Source organism: Bradyrhizobium sp. Pa8 (assembly GCF_052588265.1).
Map to the genome: position 1 here is coordinate 8,050,739 of NZ_CP176767.1, position 17,085 is coordinate 8,067,823.

The 17,085-nt window shown below is 57.2% G+C and carries 12 protein-coding genes; 6 read left to right on the forward strand and 6 right to left on the reverse strand.

What is annotated here, in order from left to right:
- Positions 1 to 34: 34 nt before the first annotated feature.
- Both ACKWRH_RS38120 and ACKWRH_RS38125 read left to right on the forward strand, forming a co-directional pair.
- Positions 35 to 1,558 carry a hypothetical protein gene (locus ACKWRH_RS38120; protein WP_445217738.1) on the forward strand — a complete coding sequence of 508 codons (1,524 nt, stop codon included), beginning with the start codon at positions 35 to 37 and terminating at the stop codon, positions 1,556 to 1,558.
- 219 nt (positions 1,559 to 1,777) lie between these two features.
- Positions 1,778 to 2,704 (forward strand): HTH domain-containing protein, encoded by a 927-nt coding sequence (locus ACKWRH_RS38125; protein ID WP_445217739.1) that lies wholly within the window; start codon positions 1,778 to 1,780, stop codon positions 2,702 to 2,704.
- A gap of 403 nt (positions 2,705 to 3,107) precedes the next feature.
- On the opposite strand, the gene ACKWRH_RS38130 is transcribed toward ACKWRH_RS38125, so the two are convergent.
- The 6 genes from ACKWRH_RS38130 to ACKWRH_RS38155 all read right to left on the reverse strand — a co-directional run bounded on the left by ACKWRH_RS38130 (position 3,108) and on the right by ACKWRH_RS38155 (position 9,576).
- On the reverse strand, positions 3,108 to 4,406 hold the full coding sequence (locus ACKWRH_RS38130; RefSeq protein ID WP_445217740.1) for a DUF2235 domain-containing protein: 1,299 nt from the start codon (positions 4,404 to 4,406) through the stop codon (positions 3,108 to 3,110).
- A 303-nt stretch (positions 4,407 to 4,709) separates the two neighbouring features.
- Positions 4,710 to 5,483, reverse strand: coding sequence for a S1 family peptidase (locus ACKWRH_RS38135; protein WP_283017711.1), 774 nt, complete (start codon positions 5,481 to 5,483; stop codon positions 4,710 to 4,712).
- Between the two features lie 159 nt (positions 5,484 to 5,642).
- Positions 5,643 to 7,289 (reverse strand): hypothetical protein, encoded by a 1,647-nt coding sequence (locus ACKWRH_RS38140; protein WP_445217741.1) that lies wholly within the window; start codon positions 7,287 to 7,289, stop codon positions 5,643 to 5,645.
- A gap of 106 nt (positions 7,290 to 7,395) precedes the next feature.
- Positions 7,396 to 7,836 (reverse strand): hypothetical protein, encoded by a 441-nt coding sequence (locus tag ACKWRH_RS38145; RefSeq protein WP_445217742.1) that lies wholly within the window; start codon positions 7,834 to 7,836, stop codon positions 7,396 to 7,398.
- A gap of 81 nt (positions 7,837 to 7,917) precedes the next feature.
- On the reverse strand, positions 7,918 to 8,787 hold the full coding sequence (locus ACKWRH_RS38150) for a TIR domain-containing protein (RefSeq protein ID WP_445217743.1): 870 nt from the start codon (positions 8,785 to 8,787) through the stop codon (positions 7,918 to 7,920).
- Between the two features lie 30 nt (positions 8,788 to 8,817).
- Positions 8,818 to 9,576, reverse strand: a complete 759-nt coding sequence (locus tag ACKWRH_RS38155) for a hypothetical protein (RefSeq protein ID WP_445217744.1) — start codon at positions 9,574 to 9,576, stop codon at positions 8,818 to 8,820.
- Positions 9,577 to 9,783: 207 nt separating this feature from the next.
- On the opposite strand from ACKWRH_RS38155, the gene ACKWRH_RS38160 reads away from it, so the two are divergent.
- From ACKWRH_RS38160 to ACKWRH_RS38175, 4 genes are all read left to right on the forward strand, one after another.
- The gene (locus tag ACKWRH_RS38160; protein WP_445222551.1) at positions 9,784 to 10,455 is read left to right on the forward strand and encodes a recombinase family protein; all 672 of its coding nucleotides are present in this window, start codon (positions 9,784 to 9,786) and stop codon (positions 10,453 to 10,455) included.
- A 1,819-nt stretch (positions 10,456 to 12,274) separates the two neighbouring features.
- Positions 12,275 to 13,090, forward strand: a complete 816-nt coding sequence (locus tag ACKWRH_RS38165) for a hypothetical protein (protein WP_445217745.1) — start codon at positions 12,275 to 12,277, stop codon at positions 13,088 to 13,090.
- Between the two features lie 1,112 nt (positions 13,091 to 14,202).
- Entirely contained in the window at positions 14,203 to 16,149 is a 1,947-nt protein-coding gene (locus tag ACKWRH_RS38170; protein WP_445217746.1) for a hypothetical protein, read from the forward strand.
- A gap of 134 nt (positions 16,150 to 16,283) precedes the next feature.
- Entirely contained in the window at positions 16,284 to 16,421 is a 138-nt protein-coding gene (locus ACKWRH_RS38175; RefSeq protein ID WP_445217747.1) for a hypothetical protein, read from the forward strand.
- Positions 16,422 to 17,085: the final 664 nt, after the last annotated feature.

The window sequence follows — 17,085 nt, forward strand, 5'->3', positions numbered from 1 at the left end:
GACAATTTCTACGCAAGCGCGGTGATTTTTCTCGATGACATCAGACACCACAGATGCAGAGCTAGAAAAGCTATCGAATGAGTTCGACCGATATTTCGAGCTGTTCGAGCAAGCCTTCGATGAGCTTCATGCGACGGTGGTCGCTCAGGTTAACCGGCCGGGGCAGCATGTTGGCCCACACCACGACTACCCGATGATGTCGGGGCTCGACAGTGGCTTCCCTCACTTCCATGAGGCGGGTTTTTATAAAGACACTAGTCCACGAAATTATGTGGGGAGGGTGCGTCCCAGCGGACTTCTCGGCGCGATTGCGGGGGGATACTCAAAATCCGAATTGCCAAAAGGCACCGAGCTCGCGAGGTTCCTGCGAACCCACGATATTGGCAAAAGGCTGGACCTGAACCGTTTTGTTTACAACGGCAGGGCTTCGGATGCTCGTGTCGATAATCTGGTTGGCGAGGCAGTCGAGCGCTATTTGCATCTGTATGGGCTCAAGGCATCGATCGATCCCAAGTATCGCGAATCCGTTATTCGGCCTTTGATACTGGGAACGATCTTGCAAAAGCTTGATTTTCGACTTGTCGTCCCGGTCGCAATGACCCACTTCGACGTCGATCATTTCCGGCTCAACGAGACGACGTACATTACCCGGCTGCCCAGAAAGCTCCAGTTGGCGAGGGCGCGCATGAGCACGCTGGGATCCGGAGCGGTACGGATGGTCGTCGGCGCCGCGACACACGCCTTCGTGTCCAATGTCTGGAGCCTCGAAGTCGATAACATTTATGAAGTGAGCGGGTCGCTCAGTGAGGCGTCTTCGAATGTCCTGGATGCCATTGATAGCTTCTTTGGTGCACTCAGAATCGCGACCGGTATCAACACGGGCTACGCGCAATTTCTCTGGGTTCCGCGAGGCTGGGCACTTGAATATTTCTGCGACCTGACGCCGATCTATGGCACCACCCTCCGCCGCTATCCGGAGGAATACGACAGGTATGGCTGGACCGAACCGGGGGCGACGGTTACCGCCGACGATCTCAAGGAGGTACGCCGTATTTATCAAGCGGTAGTTAGCAGCCAAAGCGAAGCCATCAGGCTTGCGTTGAGCCGCCTGAATGGATGTCTCACGCGAACCGACGCGGCCGACGCGATCCTAGACGGTACGATTGGGCTCGAACTTCTTCTCGGCGACGATCAAAACCAGTCGCTGTCCTACAAGCTGCGGCTTCGGGCCGCGGCTCTTGCGTTGTTGCACGCTGATCCGGCTTATCCGGCAAGCGAGGTCGCGACTAAGGTGAAGCGCCTCTATGAGGCAAGATCGGGCATCGTCCATGGTCGCCGCAAGAAACGTTCACAGAGAGCATCCGAGCCACTCGATACAAGCCATGCCGAAGAGCGCCTGGTTGCTTCAGACCTACTCCGCTTTGTGTTGAACGTCCTTCTGACCAATCCCCAATACCAAGAGCCCGCGAAAATCGATGAGGGCCTACTTCTTAGAGGAGATGATTTGACCAAGCCAATTATAGCCGAAGGTCGTCGCAGGCGACCTCCGAAAGCGTAGTACATGCGGGAGCTACAATGACGGCAAGCGCTTCTCTGACCAACTTGTGCATTGTCACCGCAATTCCGAGATGATGCGGCGGGATCGCCGGCCCGCTCGGGCTAATGCAGTGAACATATTTCAACAATGGCCTGTGGAAGATGTCCAGCTCGTCCCTTCTTGAACGACAAGGGTTCGGCATACTCTCCCAAGGCAAGTGAACGCGCCTAGGGGCAGGAAATGGCGGTTTTGACCTTCTTAGGATTAGCTGAACGCGTGCTTACAGAGGAGCGTCGCCCTCTATCGCCATCCGAAATTTGGAAGCTTGCAACCGCCAAAGGATACGAACGAGACCTGCGATCTCAGGGCAAAACTCCAGCGCAGACTTTGTACACGGCAATTTTTGAGAACGCGCGCGACAATCCTCAATCGAGATTTATCAAAATCGGCGATAGGCCCGCTCGCTACTATCTCAGAAGTCTCGCCAAGGAAAAGCAGCCGTCTGAGTTGGAACAGGCCGCGTCCAGTCCTGCGTCGATTCCTGAGAAATACCATTACAAGGAAGTTCAACTACATCCATTTCTCGCTCGATTCGCTTACATCCAATTTGGAGCCCGATGCAAAACCATTAGACACGGCACATCAAAGAAAAATGAGTTCGGCGAGTGGATACATCCGGACATGATCGGCGTGTACTATCCAGCCTGGCGGGATGAGGTGCTTACTTTTAGCCAGATGACGGGTGGCTTTGCCGTCAAACTATTTTCCTTCGAAATCAAGAAAGCACTATCGTTCGCGAATCTCCGAGAATCGTTCTTTCAGGCTGTATCAAACTCGTCATTCGCACACCAAGGCTACTTAGTCGCTGCTGATATCTCGACTGACGAGGACTTTAGGAGCGAGCTGCAGCGCCTATCCACCTCGTTCGGCATCGGAGTCATTGAGCTGGACATTGAAGATCCTGCCGCTTCTCAAGTCCTCTTTCCGTCCGAAGAACGGGACTCGTTAGATTGGGAAGCTCTCAATAAGGTGGCAATGAATCGAGACATCCAGGAGTTGCTCAAGCGTATTGGCACAGACCTACGTGCTAAGGAGGTTAGGCACGAAGAATATGACACCGTGCTTGAAGCCGACCAACTGGTCGCGACAATTGGGAAAATGCGATAGGTGCGGTAACCTACGATCGCGCTCTGTCCCCCCCGCGGTGCTAGCTTTTCTTAGTAGCTTCGAGAACGAAGGTCTGGAGCAGAGCTTCTTAAGTTATTGGATTTATTGGTACAGTTGGGTGGGAACCACGAACCGACCAATTCAGCATTGAAAAACCTAGCGAATTTACGCTCGCAAACCGGTTCTTTGTATCCGAGTTTTGTATTTCTTGGCAACCGGCTTGCCTGCTCAAAGTCGGATTGCACCCATCCGCCTTCAAGATCAAACTCACGTCGGATGATATCTGGCTCGCCCATCACGTTCAGCCAGCGAAGCCCCCTGCGCTCATGTATTGAGCAAGAGCATTAACGCGTTTGGGTCTAGGGGGTGATCCGGTGACAGCTCGACGCCTCCGCTCCGGCCTTTATGGGTCCGATACGCCAACGCGAGGATCGTCCGCGCGCACGGAAGTCTGAAACTGAGCCGGATCAACTTTCTTGCGCCGCGCCCACTCGACAAGATTGGCTGGACGATACGTGGGGTCGGCGCGCCACCGCTTGAACACGTTGGCATCTATCGTCTCGTTTACATTAACGTGACTTCCGTCGTCTCGAATGTCGGGTTCTTGTCCAATGGTGCGATAAAGCGGCGGAAAAATCCAAGCGTACACTCCCGATCCAAACGACCTATACGAATCGGCAATTTTTCCTGTCATATCATCGCCATCGAGGTCCACTTCGGAACGGAACGAAAGCCCTTGGGATTCGGCCTTCTTCATCATCCAGCGCAGCGGTGCTTGTGCAAGTAGATCGGTCTCGTAGCCTCCCCCGACGTTTGCGTGAGCGCCCACGAACCACCGCTGCTCCACACCCGAGAGCGGGCGGACCTGTGAAAGATTCTTCGGATCTTTATGATGAACGTCCCAGAGCGTGGGGGCAAAGTCTTTGCGGTGCTCGTCAACAGCAAGAGCATAATAACCGTTCAGAATGTGGATGCGAAGTCCGGTTTGCAGATAGTCAAACGAAGAACGGCTAACGCCGGGAATGTTCCCAGCGGCCAACCCCACTGACCCTACCGTGTCCCAAACTCCGACGACCTTTATTTTTGTAGGCAATGAGTATTTGAGCAGCCATCTCTCCTGCTCCGTCATCTTGCTTGCTTCCCCAGCCGCTTCCTTGTCCCTTAAATCCCAGATGCTCTCTTCGTTTCCCTTCTTATAGCGCTCAAACAACTCAGCCACGCCAATCGGCGCTCCAGCTTTCAGAATGCCATCAATGGCGATCAATCCCGCAAAGCTTCTAGCCGTGAAGGCTCCTCGGCTAAATCCGAAGATGAAGATTTCATCCCCGTCGTTGTAGTTTTCAATAAGCCATTCGTAGGCGAGACGAATGTTATCATCGAGCCCTTGGCCGAATACTCCGCCTAGGAACCCGTTGACACCAACGGAATAGTAAACGAGCTGGGATTTTCCATCCTTGCTCTTCGCTGCGCATAGCGCCCGCATGCGCCATACGTTTGTGTTGCTATCGACGCTGTTCCAGGTGCCATCGAAGAAGACCACAAGGCGCTTTTGCTGTTGCTCTACGTTTGTAAAGTTTGGCTGGTAGCCACTCTTCTCTGCGGGTCGACCAATTATCACCCCAACCGCTACAATGGCCACGATGGCTATCAATAGGCCAACCCAGTGCGCAAAACGCTCGAATATCCGCCAAGCTGTTCTCACGATGATGCCCCCGCGATATCCGCCCCAAGCAGAAGCGAATCGACCCAAGCCCCGAGGGTAGCCGGTTTGATGGCCATATGCACGCGATACGCTTATTTTAATGCCACGCTACTTTTGCGAGCCGGGCCCCATATCGGCCCATGGGACCATTCGGGCGCAAGCCTGTCTTGGCTTGCTGCTCCAATAGGTCGAAGAACTCGAACAGCTCTTGTGTCGAACTGGGCTCAACCTTCACGAAGGCAATCTGCATTGCCTGTAAGAATAGCTCCAAGAAGATAGGGCAGCGGAATTTCCCGTGACGCTTCATAGGCTATCTCTTCGATTTCCCCGTGTAATTTCTTCAACGAAGCTTGCTGGCCACATCAGGCCTAATTGCAGATTGTCGTCTGGGGCGCCTACTCTACCTGAGTAAACGCCAATGAAGCGGGTTGCGACTCCTCCCATGATTCCCTTTTGCCCTTCAAGCGAATGTGCGCTCCAGCTACGGCGTATGACCGGAGCACCAGACATGCCCCTCCGAGACGCAGTATCCAAGAACATGTAGAGTTGCTGATCAAATATAAGACTCGGCTCACTCGCGATGCTTGCCCGCTTCCAAACTGGGAGGCTTGTTTTGCCTATGCCGAACGGATAGCCGAGCACGTACACATCCATCCCGACTTGGATATCAAGTGGTTCGGAGTTCATTTTGTTGATCGGCGTCGGCAGCGCCTCCGTTGGGATGTTGATCGGAATTGCAACAACATCGACGGACCGCCCGTGCTTCGGATGGACGAACCAGTTGGGCTGCCCTTGATCATCACGGAGCCGGAAATGGACAGACCAACGATCCGTCGCCCCCTCTCGCATAGGAAAATACACGACAACCGCGTCCGGCTCACCAGCATGATCTGCGAGATGTTTTCCGGTGAAGGGATTCATGCCCGCGACGTTGTGCCAGTTAGTGATCAGATAATGCCGATCAGAGTGCCAAATGAAGGCCGTCGCCGTAGCGAGTTTGGTTTTGTTGAAAAGCAGGTCCACCGGCAACGCCGCAACGGAATAGACATCGACGGGGAGAAGCAACCGTTCGATCATCTCGAAACTCCGACAATCAGTGCGTCCCGATATTGGACGGCGGGAAGCCAAGGCAAAAACGGAATCACTGGACCATGTCGGACGATGATGCCCAGTCCCGCGCGGCGGCCCTCATCAGATACTTTGACGACCTCACACAGCGAACAGGCCATAGGCGCCCTAGTCCTCCCGGCTTGCGTTGAAGAGAAGCCCAACGGCCGAACGGTGGGTTTTCTGGTGCTCTTCCTTGAGGGCGCGAAACTTCTTCGGAAGATCCTTAAGTTTGGGCACATCAACGGATTGATCAATCGCTGTGCCGAGAAGGCTGACGCCCGGAACTCCGAAGGCGGATGCAATCTGGATCGCACCCTTCGCGATGCAGCTTCCCAGTTCGACCCCAGCAAAACGCCACTTCTTTCCAGTCAACTTCCTCAGGTTCTTGCGGTGTTCGTCAAAGGCGTCTTGAATGTTCTTGATCACCTGGTCGCCGGTCCGGTGAAAGTTATCAGGCCGAAGCTCCATCAAAGTCTCAACGCCCTGTGAGAGCATTTGACGCAACTCGGGCATAACGTTCTGCTTTCTCATTTCGATGAGCGCTTCGATTGGCACCTTACCTAACCACTCCATTTCGTAGTCAGCCGCATTTTGCAGAGCACGCGTCATGTGCAAATTGAGATCAGACCCTTCTGACGAACCTTCCGCGTCGTAGGCAAGCTTCCAAGAGAAATACTGCCACGAAGTCGGTGCGTCGATCAGAGGCGTTCCCCCAAGCCATGCGGACCGACGAAGTAAGTCTGTAGCTTGGCGCATTCGACCCATGGCAGACGACAGAACAGCGAGACCGGCGACACCTTCATAGAACTCGCTGAAGTAGTCTCGCATGTATTCTTCGATTTGCTGCTCCAGTGGGGCGTTATCACCGAGATGGAACAGCAACCTCTTTTGATCGGCTAACTTGCCAGTTACATCCTGTGGGGACTTTAAGCCCCTGAGGAACCGTTCGGCTTCCTCGATAGAGCCGAAAGGCACGCCAAACAGAGCCCTTAGATGCTTGATGACGCTCGGCTCCGAGTACTGCACCATCGCCTTTCGCTGTTCATCGTCAACGTAAGTAGCATCGGGTGCAATGACCACCAGCGGCACCTTGACGTCAGCCAAGGCCGCCTCGCGATAGTTCAAGAGCGCCATCGCCGATTTCACACACCAGCGAACAGCATTTGCATCCTCTCGCTGGGCAAACACTTTCGTACGGAGAAATGGATCTGGCAAAACAATGGTGTCTGTGTACACGCCAGAACTTGAAACGACGTTCTTCCTGCCGGATGGAAACGTTTCGCCGCCAAAGACGGCCTTGAGACCCGTGAGGTCTTGAACGTGGTAGTGAGCACTGTCCCACGTTTGCTCCCACAGATCATCAATCATCTCTAAGAACTTGGGCAGGTTGGCCTTGAAATCCGCAACCGCATCCGGGTTGGCGGCTAACGCAGCGCCTACTTGCGATGGACTAGCCCCCTGCTCCTTCATCTTGGTGTGAAGCCAACCGAAGTTTCTCTCGATATAGGTGAAATAGGTCTCTTGTAGGTCTCGGAGAGACACTGCTTCGGTTGCTTCGCGCCTTTGTCGAAAGTGAGTGACGACGTTAGCCAAGGATCGAACACTGCCATCGACTGTGGAAAGGTCAACCTTGCCATCGGGGCCGTAGCGAACGGCCTTAAGACTATCGATCACCTTCATGTCTTTGGCAAAGCGGAGCCTTCCGGCCTCTAGCTCCTCTCGGACTATCTGCAGGCGCGCCCTCAGTTCATCGTCCTGATCGACTTCTTCCATGACGTCTTCCGGTCCAATAATTCGGCGCAACTAACATGTGCTCGTCCATGCCTGGGCACACCAGCCACTCAAGGCGTGATCCCCAAAGACTTCGACGCAGTCACGCTCAGTCGGACCTTTTTGGTGGTTCTTTGCCCGCGATAAGGTCTTCTAACGAGTACTCTTCTTCATCGGCTTGTCGACGGGTGTCCAGTGCCCTAACGCGCTCTATCTCGGCGAAACAGGATGCAGACGCCATTCCAATCCACATAAACGATCCGTAGAGACCAACTGCCAAAGCGAAGAACAACCAAAGCGCTGTCTGCTCGCCCAGCCAGATTATGATCTTCTGCAGCCCCACAAGGTCGGTATGCGGCAGACCCAGCCCGACATCATGCAGAAAGTCGAAGACGGCGTACTTCGGCCATTCGCCTATCTTGATCCAACTCACAACATTGATGCCAAGCCGCCCGATCCAGCAAATACCGGCTCCCAAGGATAGTAGCCCGGAAGCAGCTGCTAGGCCCGCAACGAACGTACACCCCGCTCTGTCCCAATCAATTGCCACTCTCGCCTCCCGTTAGGTGTCGAACTTCAAGTAGCCGCTTCCTACGCTCCGAGCAGAGGCACAGCTGAACCCCTGCGAAGCTCAGAGGACCTTGTTGAAGTCGACCTCGTAACCGGCCGCGCGCAACTCCCTGCAGAGCGGCAGCCGCCACTCTCCGTCCAGGGGAATGTAGACAACACCGTCAAAATCGGACGGGCGCTCCACTTGGCTGCTCACCAACGCGGCGACCCGCTCTGGACCCAACGCACCAATGAAGAAGCCCAGTTCAAATATGACGTTCTGACGCGCTCGTGGTTGGGGCTCTCCATCGCGGATCCCTCCGATGTCGTCCGGTGTCATTAGCACGATGGCAAAGCCGATATCCGCCGCAACCTCTCGGAATTTAGCGATGAGCGCCCGGCCTCTGTTGGGCTGCTCATGAAGAATGATGGCTTCGAACCCGAGCTGTTCAAGAAAACGGGCCACCGTTTCTCTGTGCTCTCCGTCCCTACCGTGAACAACAAATATTCTACGAGAAAATTCCGGAGCCGCGTTGTCGTCCTCGACCAACAGCTCCTGACCGCCGCTGCTGCTAGCGAGATCTGCCTGCCTTTCTTTCAAACCTTGGATGGCCTGTTCGAGCAGCGCAATGGACTGAGAGCGGCTCTTTTCATAGTAGGGCCGCGGGTCAATCCCTCGACCGCCCCCTATAGCCATCGGACCTCCGTTCAGCACAGCGGCCGGGCTATACCGCCTGTATTCCGTTGAATAGGCACCGAAGATTTCTTCCAAAGTTTGCTCAATCGAAACCTTGATGCCCCGGATTTCAGGTGCGCCTCGCTCTCGCATGGGAACAAAGTTAAGGTTCTTCAGGTCAGCAATCCTCCTTTCGATCCGAGGAATGGCCCGTTCGATTTGTTCTACATTCAACTCTGCAGGGCGATAGGTGGGTTCGGCGGGACGCTTGACCATGCTCATTCTCTAAGTAGTGGTGGGCCTGTGTTAGCTCTTCCTTGGCTTGATCCCCTGCCGAACCTCGGAGGGCGTCGGGCGGGCGCGCTTCCGTTGTTTGGAGGTTTCAGAGCCTCTGAGAGCAATTGGCTGATCTCGGTGAGGTAACTTAATCAGCCCTTCACGCTCCAAATCGGCGAGCTTGCGCGCTTCGTTTGCGGCGGCGACCAGGTATTTGAGCGCTGAAATCGGATTGCCGGCAACTCCGATCAGGACCTCGCATGACGCATCGTCAAAGCCCAGCATGTGCCCGGCCTGCAAAACTAGCGCGCGGGCTTCGTCGCTGCCCTCAGCCAAGTCGTCGCTTACCTCGAACTTTTTCTTAGGTCTCCGTAAACTCTTGCGGCGCTCAAAAAACTTATCAACTTTGGCCCACAAATCGATGAAGGCGCTACCAGTCGCAATCCAAGAGCGAGCTACCCGAGACAGAAGCAACAGCACGACCAAGACACCACTGAGCTCCATGGCGCCCGGTGAGTGATAGGTAAACGATTTTAGCTTGAGGCTCTCCTCTTTCGGGATGGCCCGATAGAGCCATTGACCAAAATGCCGTGTATCGATGTCGCCTGACCAAAACTGTTTGCGGACCAAATCTTGTAGCTGCTTCCGCACGTCATCATCTTGGGCGACCAGCGGATAGAAGAGCCCGTAGGTTTCAGACAGGCTTTCCGCAAGCGCTCTCAGGTCCTCGATGTCCCAAGCACCATCGACGGGAACAGTTATGATTCCAAGTTGAGAAGTAGAAGCCATCCGTATGATTCGTCCTCGCGCTCCCATTATACCGATTCTCGGTATAGCAACGGGCAGGGCACAAGTTTTGCGCGAAGCAACTCACAGTTCTCACAGCGTTCCACGGAAGCCATGCAAAAGGGAATCTCAGGGATTCCGAAAAAGCGCTCGTATAAAATCTAAACGGACGTATAGATCTTAGACAAGCAGCGCTTGGAGGATCTCGACGTGACCACGGCTCCCCTCATCACCTACATCCGCGTTAGCACCTCCGGCCAAGGCCGCTCCGGCTTAGGCATCGAGGCCCAGCGGCAGACCCTGGCCCACTTCGCGTCCTCTGAGGGATACGAGGTGGCCCGCGAGTTCGTTGAGGTGGAGACGGGCAAGGGCTCGGATGCTCTTGACCGCAGGCCGCAGCTGAAGGCCGCCCTGGCCGCCGCAAGGAAGCTCAAGTGTCACGTGGGCGTGGCCAAGCTCGACCGGCTCAGCCGCGACGTCCATTTCATCTCGGGTCTGATGGCTCACAAGGTGCCTTTCGTGGTCGCTGAGCTTGGCCCTGACGTTGATCCCTTCGTGCTCCACCTCTTTGCCGCGCTGGCCGAAAAGGAGCGCGCGCTGATCTCCACACGCACCCGGCAAGCCCTATCGGCCGCTAAGGCCCGCGGGGTCACCCTGGGCAACCCAAGGCTCCATGCGGCTCGCAAGGGCGCCGTGGAGGCCGTGAAGGCTGAGGCTGACCGCTATGCTGCGAACGTGCTGCCGATCATCCGCGAGGCCCAGAAGGCGGGCGCGAGCACCCTCAGGCAGCTGGCGGACGCGTTGAATGCTCGGGGTATCCCTACGGCTCGCGGGGGCCAATGGTACGCCCAGAGCGTCGCGAACATTCTAGAGCGCGCGTAAGGAGAGCCGCGATGTCACAGCTTGGAACACTGTTGGTGATGCTCTCGTCGCTTCTCACTATGCTCCAGGCCTCAAGGAGCGCAGGCGTGCTCCTCATCGTTGGCCTGTGGATGATCTACCGCGGGTGAGGCCTGCCCGGCGCGCACGAGACACCACGCGAAAACTTTGGGTCCCATCGCGGGCAAGGGATCCTAATCTGGCATCAAGGCCCCACCCGATTTCAAAGCTTCTCGGTTAAAGCGGCGGCGGCGGCGGAGCTTACGACTGTGGTGTGCGTCGTAATGCGGTGCGTGTGCGCGCTTGAAACCCGCCCCCGGTCTTCGGTAAACATCAATCCGTAGGTGGGGGGCTGACGATGCGGGCGCTGATTGTCATCGGAGCTATTGCTGCGTACCTGTGGGTCTTTGGGCCACCGGCATTCTTAAGCCCGTACACATACAGGGCTGAAGTAGGATACTACAACGGCGGCGCCCAAGCGTGGTACGTTGGCAACGACACGTCCTACGACAACTGCATGTCGGAGGCTCGAACGCTCTTCAACAGTTACAACGCGAAGAGCCCTAATCGTGCGTTCTCTTGGGCATGTCGGAAGATGCAGGGGGAAAGCTTTCTGGACCGGGTCCGGTAGCTTGGGTCGAGTGCCCATCAGCAGCGCCGCGAATTTTGGGTCCCATCTAGCCTAAGGGATCCTAATTTGGCGTCGAGCCCTCATCCGACTTCAAAGCTTCTCAGTTAAAGCGACTGCGGCGGCGAAGCTTGCGGCTGTTGTGTGCGCTGGCGCCCCCAACGGGTCCCTTGTTCAACACTGGATTCCGTATGGGTCCCATCGGCCCGCGCATTACATGGGTCCCCATTGATTTCGCTGGGCATCTCCGAAGCCATCAAGGACTTAGCGTTCAACCTTGACCCGTTATACACCAAAGGCGACCTCGAAAGGACCTGTCCTCTGATGGCTTCCCCTGGTGTCCTAGCGGCGCGCGTTTCTGAGGAGCACGGCGGGCGTGGGCATGGACCCGTTTTCCAAGAGAGGGGCCATTGAAATCATTGAGGAGTTACTGCGGCCGTCAAGCACTTAGCGACTAGACGCCCCCACCTACAGAGGGAGACGCTGAGCCACGAAGGTCCCGCGCGGATCCTAAGCAGCCGATTTCAGCCCCTTCGGTCGAGACGCCAAGGACTTAGCAATCAAGCGCACGCACCTACACAGGAAGGGGCAATGCCGGTGTGAGCAGCACGCAGCGCCCACGATGGGCCGGTGGCCACAAAACCCGCCTAGTCGAACACCTTCGGCCGCGATGCCAATGTCTTAGAGGCCAATCCCGACCCGTTAGAGAGGGAAGCGCAGCCACCGTCCCCAGTTGGACCCCAAGGCCGCCCCTCGCCTTCCACTCACCCCTCAACGTCAAACGTGAACGCATCACCATCAACCACCACACCCAGCGGGCCAACAGCGGCGCCCGACTTCACGAAGATCCGCTCCTATCTCCGCACCATCCAACACCGAGAAGCCCTTGGCGGCTTCATCAGGGCCGGGTGGTCGCCCTCTGAACTCACGGAGCTTGCTCGCCGACAGGCCTATCCCGCTCCAGGCAAAACCCGTCCTCCCACTGCCGCCTCCTATCGACATGCCATCGAGAAAGGCGCCGACGATCCGCACGCGGTGGAGACCTTTGCGTCCCTCCGCAAACATCATCCGACAACGAAGCTATCCTGAGACACATCTCATCCACCGATGCCTTTAGAAACTGCCACTTTCATTTCAGACTTGGTTACCTCGAACCCCGCCGCCTCCGACCCGATGGCAAATGCCGACGACCACATGCGGCTCATCAAGGCGACGCTCAAGAACACCCTCGCTCACACCGGGGCCCTCACGAACACCTCGGGACAACTCATCCCAGCGGATGGCACCAGCACCAAGCCCGCGTATTCGTTTGGCTCAGAGCCAACCTTAGGCCTGCAGCGCACCGCGGCCGGCGTGATGTCGGTGGTAGGTGGGACACTCAAGGGCACGCGCACCGTTGGCGAAGTCGCAATGTTCCTCAAGGAGCCACCGAGCCTCGGCAAGACCACCACGGACACCGGCAAGGACTGGCTGGAGCTGAACGGCGCAACTTACAACGTCACCGACTACCCGGCGCTGGCTACGTTCCTTGGTGTCTCCTCGGGCATCTTCACGCTCGACGACATGTACACCTCCGGCCGCTTCCCGCGCTCGCGCACGGCTACCACCGCGGCCCGTACGGCCCAGGCGGATACCGTGGGCCCGCACACGCATCCTGACGTCACGCCGACGACTGCTGCTGAAACGCAGGAGCACACGCACACGTTCTCGGGCACGACCGGCGCGATGAACGCCAACGCCGCCCATACGCATTCCATCGGAAGCGGCGCTAACCTCCTTCAGGCGGGCGGTGGCAACCCCGGCATCACGGGCTCGGCTGCGTTGGGTGTTACCCAGATCAGCGCAGTCACGAACGCTACCAACATCGACCACGGGCACACGTTCAGCGGCACCACGGCGGGCCGCTCTGCTTCGCATAACCACACGGTCACCGTGAGCACCCCTGCGAACACTGGCACGACAGAAACGCGCCCCGTAGCGCTGTCATTCGTGTTCGCTGTGAAGACCTGATGTGCCCTAAGGCTCACTCAATGCTGAGCTGGGGAAAGTAGCTACCAGCTGACAAGCCATTGGCCTCCCTTCGGCCCTCCTGTGGTTCAATTCATGGACCTTAGGAAGCCGAGGGGAAGCACATGCCTGACCGCGATAGCCCAACGTTCTCAGCACAAGAACGTCAGCAAGGCGCAGTGCTGTACGATGTTGTGGAGGTGTTTTGCCGCGCTCGCCCGAAACGAATGACCGCATCTCTCGTGAACACGTTCCTCAACGTCATGATACACGAAGGCCTCACCGTGTCGGAGCTGGCGGCACGCTGCGGCGTAAGCGGCGCTGTGATGTCCAGGCACGTCGGTGAGCTTGGCGCCCGCAACCGACGACGTGCGGCCGGCTTAGGCCTCGTTACGACAGTCCAGCATGTCTACGGGGACCACAGGGAACGGCGGGTGGTCCTCACGCCCAAAGGTGCCGCTCTTGGTCACCAAGTTCTCGCCGCGATGAGGGGAGAGGGCCCCATGGCCAACCGGAAGCGGAAGAGAGCCTGAGCCAGAGGAAGACGGAGCCCACGGTCCCCCGCAGAAACCGGTGGGACACCTTGGTGCTCTTAGGTGACACCGAGCACCCAAGGACACCAATGAATCCTCAGGCTCTCTGCGGGAGTCGCTGAGAGGCCTTTGGGCCGTGGGGGCAGTAGAGCACCACGGCGGCCTAAGTGAATCCTGAGGCTTCTCTGGGGGTCCTAGGGGCCACCTAGTGAGAACGCTCAAGGGAGAGAACACCCACCACCTTTGTAACAATATCAAAGCTGATTTCCGTGGGCCTTGAGATACTCAGGGCTGCTCTAAGCCTGCCAAGTTCATCTCAGAGGAGAACACCCAAAAGCATTCACCACAGAAAGGTCCCCCTGAGACCTCTAATGGATATCTCTCTTAGAGCCTTGAGGGGGTGTTTTAACAACACCAATCCTAATACTGCCCCTGAGACCAATACCGCTCTCTTAGAGCCTTCAGGGGCCGCCTTCTGACTGGTCTTTGTCAGACCAACAATCCTTCAACATTCACAAGCCCACCCTGGTGTCCCTTAGGATCACTAGGCGGCTTGTCGTGTCCCTAACAGGAACACCAAGCATGAATATCAATCTAGCATCTCCAGCCCATTACGCGCTGGTGTGTCCGCAGGATTTCTCATCACGGATGAACGATTACTGGACCTCACCGCGCCCTATTGGCCTCGGACAACATTCCTCTGCACCTCTGAAGATCCTATGGAGGATCATGGGCGAGAATTTCAGAGCCGCCATTGAGGAAGCCTCCCTTGGTGTTCAATCACCTTGGCGCATCTTGCAGCCTCCCACGGGCAGCGGGAAGACCCAAGGGACCTGCGTGTATGCGGCGATGCAGGCGCAACGAAATCTTGAGGGCCACCTGAAGCCTATAGGGATGCTCGTGGTGACGCGTCTGATTGAGGAGGCCGACAAGATCAGGGACACCATCAACGCGATTGCAGGGCGTCCGGTGGCCATTGTGAACCACTCCAGCAACGCGGCTGGCCCTGAGGCGCTACGAGCGAGTGACGTAGTGGTGATCACGCATCAGGCGTTCCTCAACGCCAAAAGAAACCTCAAGGGCGACAACTGGGCAGCATGGGAGCGGCTGGTGTCCTGGCGCGGCGGGAAGCGCCTTCTGACGGTAATTGATGAGGCCTTGGCTAACGTGGTCGATGAGAGCAGCGCGACGGCAGATAATTTAGCCTTCGTGCTCGGCATCATTCCCCAAGCTGTGCGGCAGGCTCTCCCCGAGCAAGTGCAGGTGCTGGAGCAGGTCTACAGCGTTCTACTCGCCTATGTGTCGGATCAAGACGGTGACAGCGCTATGTCAATGATCTGGGGCGAAAAGGAGGCTCCAGGCGCCATAGACCTCTCACCACTTCGGGCCGCGATGGGGGAGCTGCGCTATGACCGCCTAGTGGGCACCCGCAGCAATCACAAGAACCACGCTTGGTTGGCCGCGCGTGTAGCAGAGACGCTGGAGGCTGTTCAATCGTGCCTCGACCAATTCGCCTACTACGCCAAGGAGGGGAAATATCATTCGATCAACTCGGCCGCCCTGGCGGTGCCCTTGAACACCCCCGGCCCCGTGGTGCTGGATGCGACCGCAAAGAGCAACTTCCTGTGGGACTTGTTTGAGGAGAGGCACGTATGCCCCCCGGTGCCCAGTCACGCCCGCGACTATAACAACGTTACGCTCCACGTCGCTCGTGGCACTCGGCTGGGGAAGAACGCCATGATAGATCACATCAAGGAACGCCTGCCACGGGTCCGGCGAGCTGTTGAGGCTGCGCTTGGCGGGGGCCGTTCGTTGTTCGTGTGCGCACACAAGGACGTTGAGGACACCATCGTCAGAGGGTGGCGCGATAAGTCGGCGATGATGGTTGATGTCGGCCACTGGAACGCCGTCGATGGCAGAAACGATTGGCAGGACTTCGACGCTGCTTTGATCCTGGGACTACCGTACCGACCTCAGACGTGGGCCACCAATATGTTCTGTGCGCTGCAAGGCTCTCAGGACGACAAATGGCTCCAGTCCCCCGAGTGGAAGCAGTTCAAAAATGTGCGCAAAGAAATGGAGCGGCGCCAGATGTCGGTGTCAGTGATCCAGGCCATCAACCGCATTTGCTGCAGGCACGTTATCGACGCTGAGGGCAACTGCCCGCCCGCAGACATTTTCATCGTGTTGCCGCAGGACGCCGTGGGAGAAGCTGTGTTGGACGCTATCAAGGCTGACATGCCCGGAATCGCCGTGCGGCAGTGGGCCTTTGAGCTGGATCCGCCGAAGCAAAAGCGCCCCCGCGAAAGCTCTCACACCCGCCTTATCGCCTATATGGAAGAGCTGCCTGCCGGGGCCGTATCGCTCTCAGAGATCCAGCACTCCCTGAAGCTCACTAGCCTCAAGAAGCTACGCGAGACGCTCAACGCGGCCGACCACCCGACCACGCAGGCGCTCGCAGAGTTGGGTGTGACGTACGTAGCTGGTGTCGGGCGGGGATCAAAGAGCTTCCTGATGAAGGCTGCTTGAGAAGGCAGCACCACCCCCCACACCCCGCGTTGTTCATTCCCTTGATCGCCACCCGTATTTTTCCCAGTATCTCTTTTGCCCCGGTTCGGCTTCTTCCCCGTACTCAGCGAATCACGCGTCTTCGGAGAAATAAAATGTCTATCAGTATGAGCGAATTAGCCGAGAAGCTCGAACGACTTGAGAAGCAGTTCAGTCACTACAAGCAAGAGGTCGAGAAGGCCGTAATCGGGCTCAACGAGCGGATCAAAAAGCTCGAACAACAAGCCAAGTAGCGACGACAAGAGCGCCCACAGAGGCAAAAGTTGCAAATACCGGCCGCTCCCAAGGTTTCCATCAGGATCCCGCGGGGGCGGCCTTTTTGCTTCACTGGCAGGTCGTGGTGGTGCCAAACGTGTTGCAGCGTATCGGCTGGCGGAACGTAGGCTGTGGCGGTGGGTCCGATGATTTGCCTATCGCCGATAGAGACGCCCCAGCGGCCTGAAGAGCGTCCGCAGCCGCCTCGCGCCTTGCAGCCTCATTTGCTGCCTCGAATGCCGCCCTCTGTTGATCCTGCACATACAGGTTCTCAAGGCATTTGCTGTTGTCGGGCGTGCCCCGCTGGTAGCCGAACGATGCACAGCGCTTCTCGCGTTCAGCTTGGGCGACTTGCTCAGCTGCGGCCTTTTTAGTGGCTATCTCCTGCGGTGACGCACACGCTGCCAGCAGCACGCACGAGAGGACCACAACCGCCCCCGACTTGATGATCACGGCGCAGAGCCTCAAACGCGACACGCACGGTCAAGCAGTGGCTCCAATACGTCTGCGGTCATGTCGATGCCGAGCCGAGGAGCAACGCGCTCAGCGAAGGCCTCAAGAGCCATCCCTGCCGCCCCAACGCGTGCGCAGAGCCTCCACAGGACGGCCGGCACCCATGGCAGAGTGTCAAGCCGCGCATAC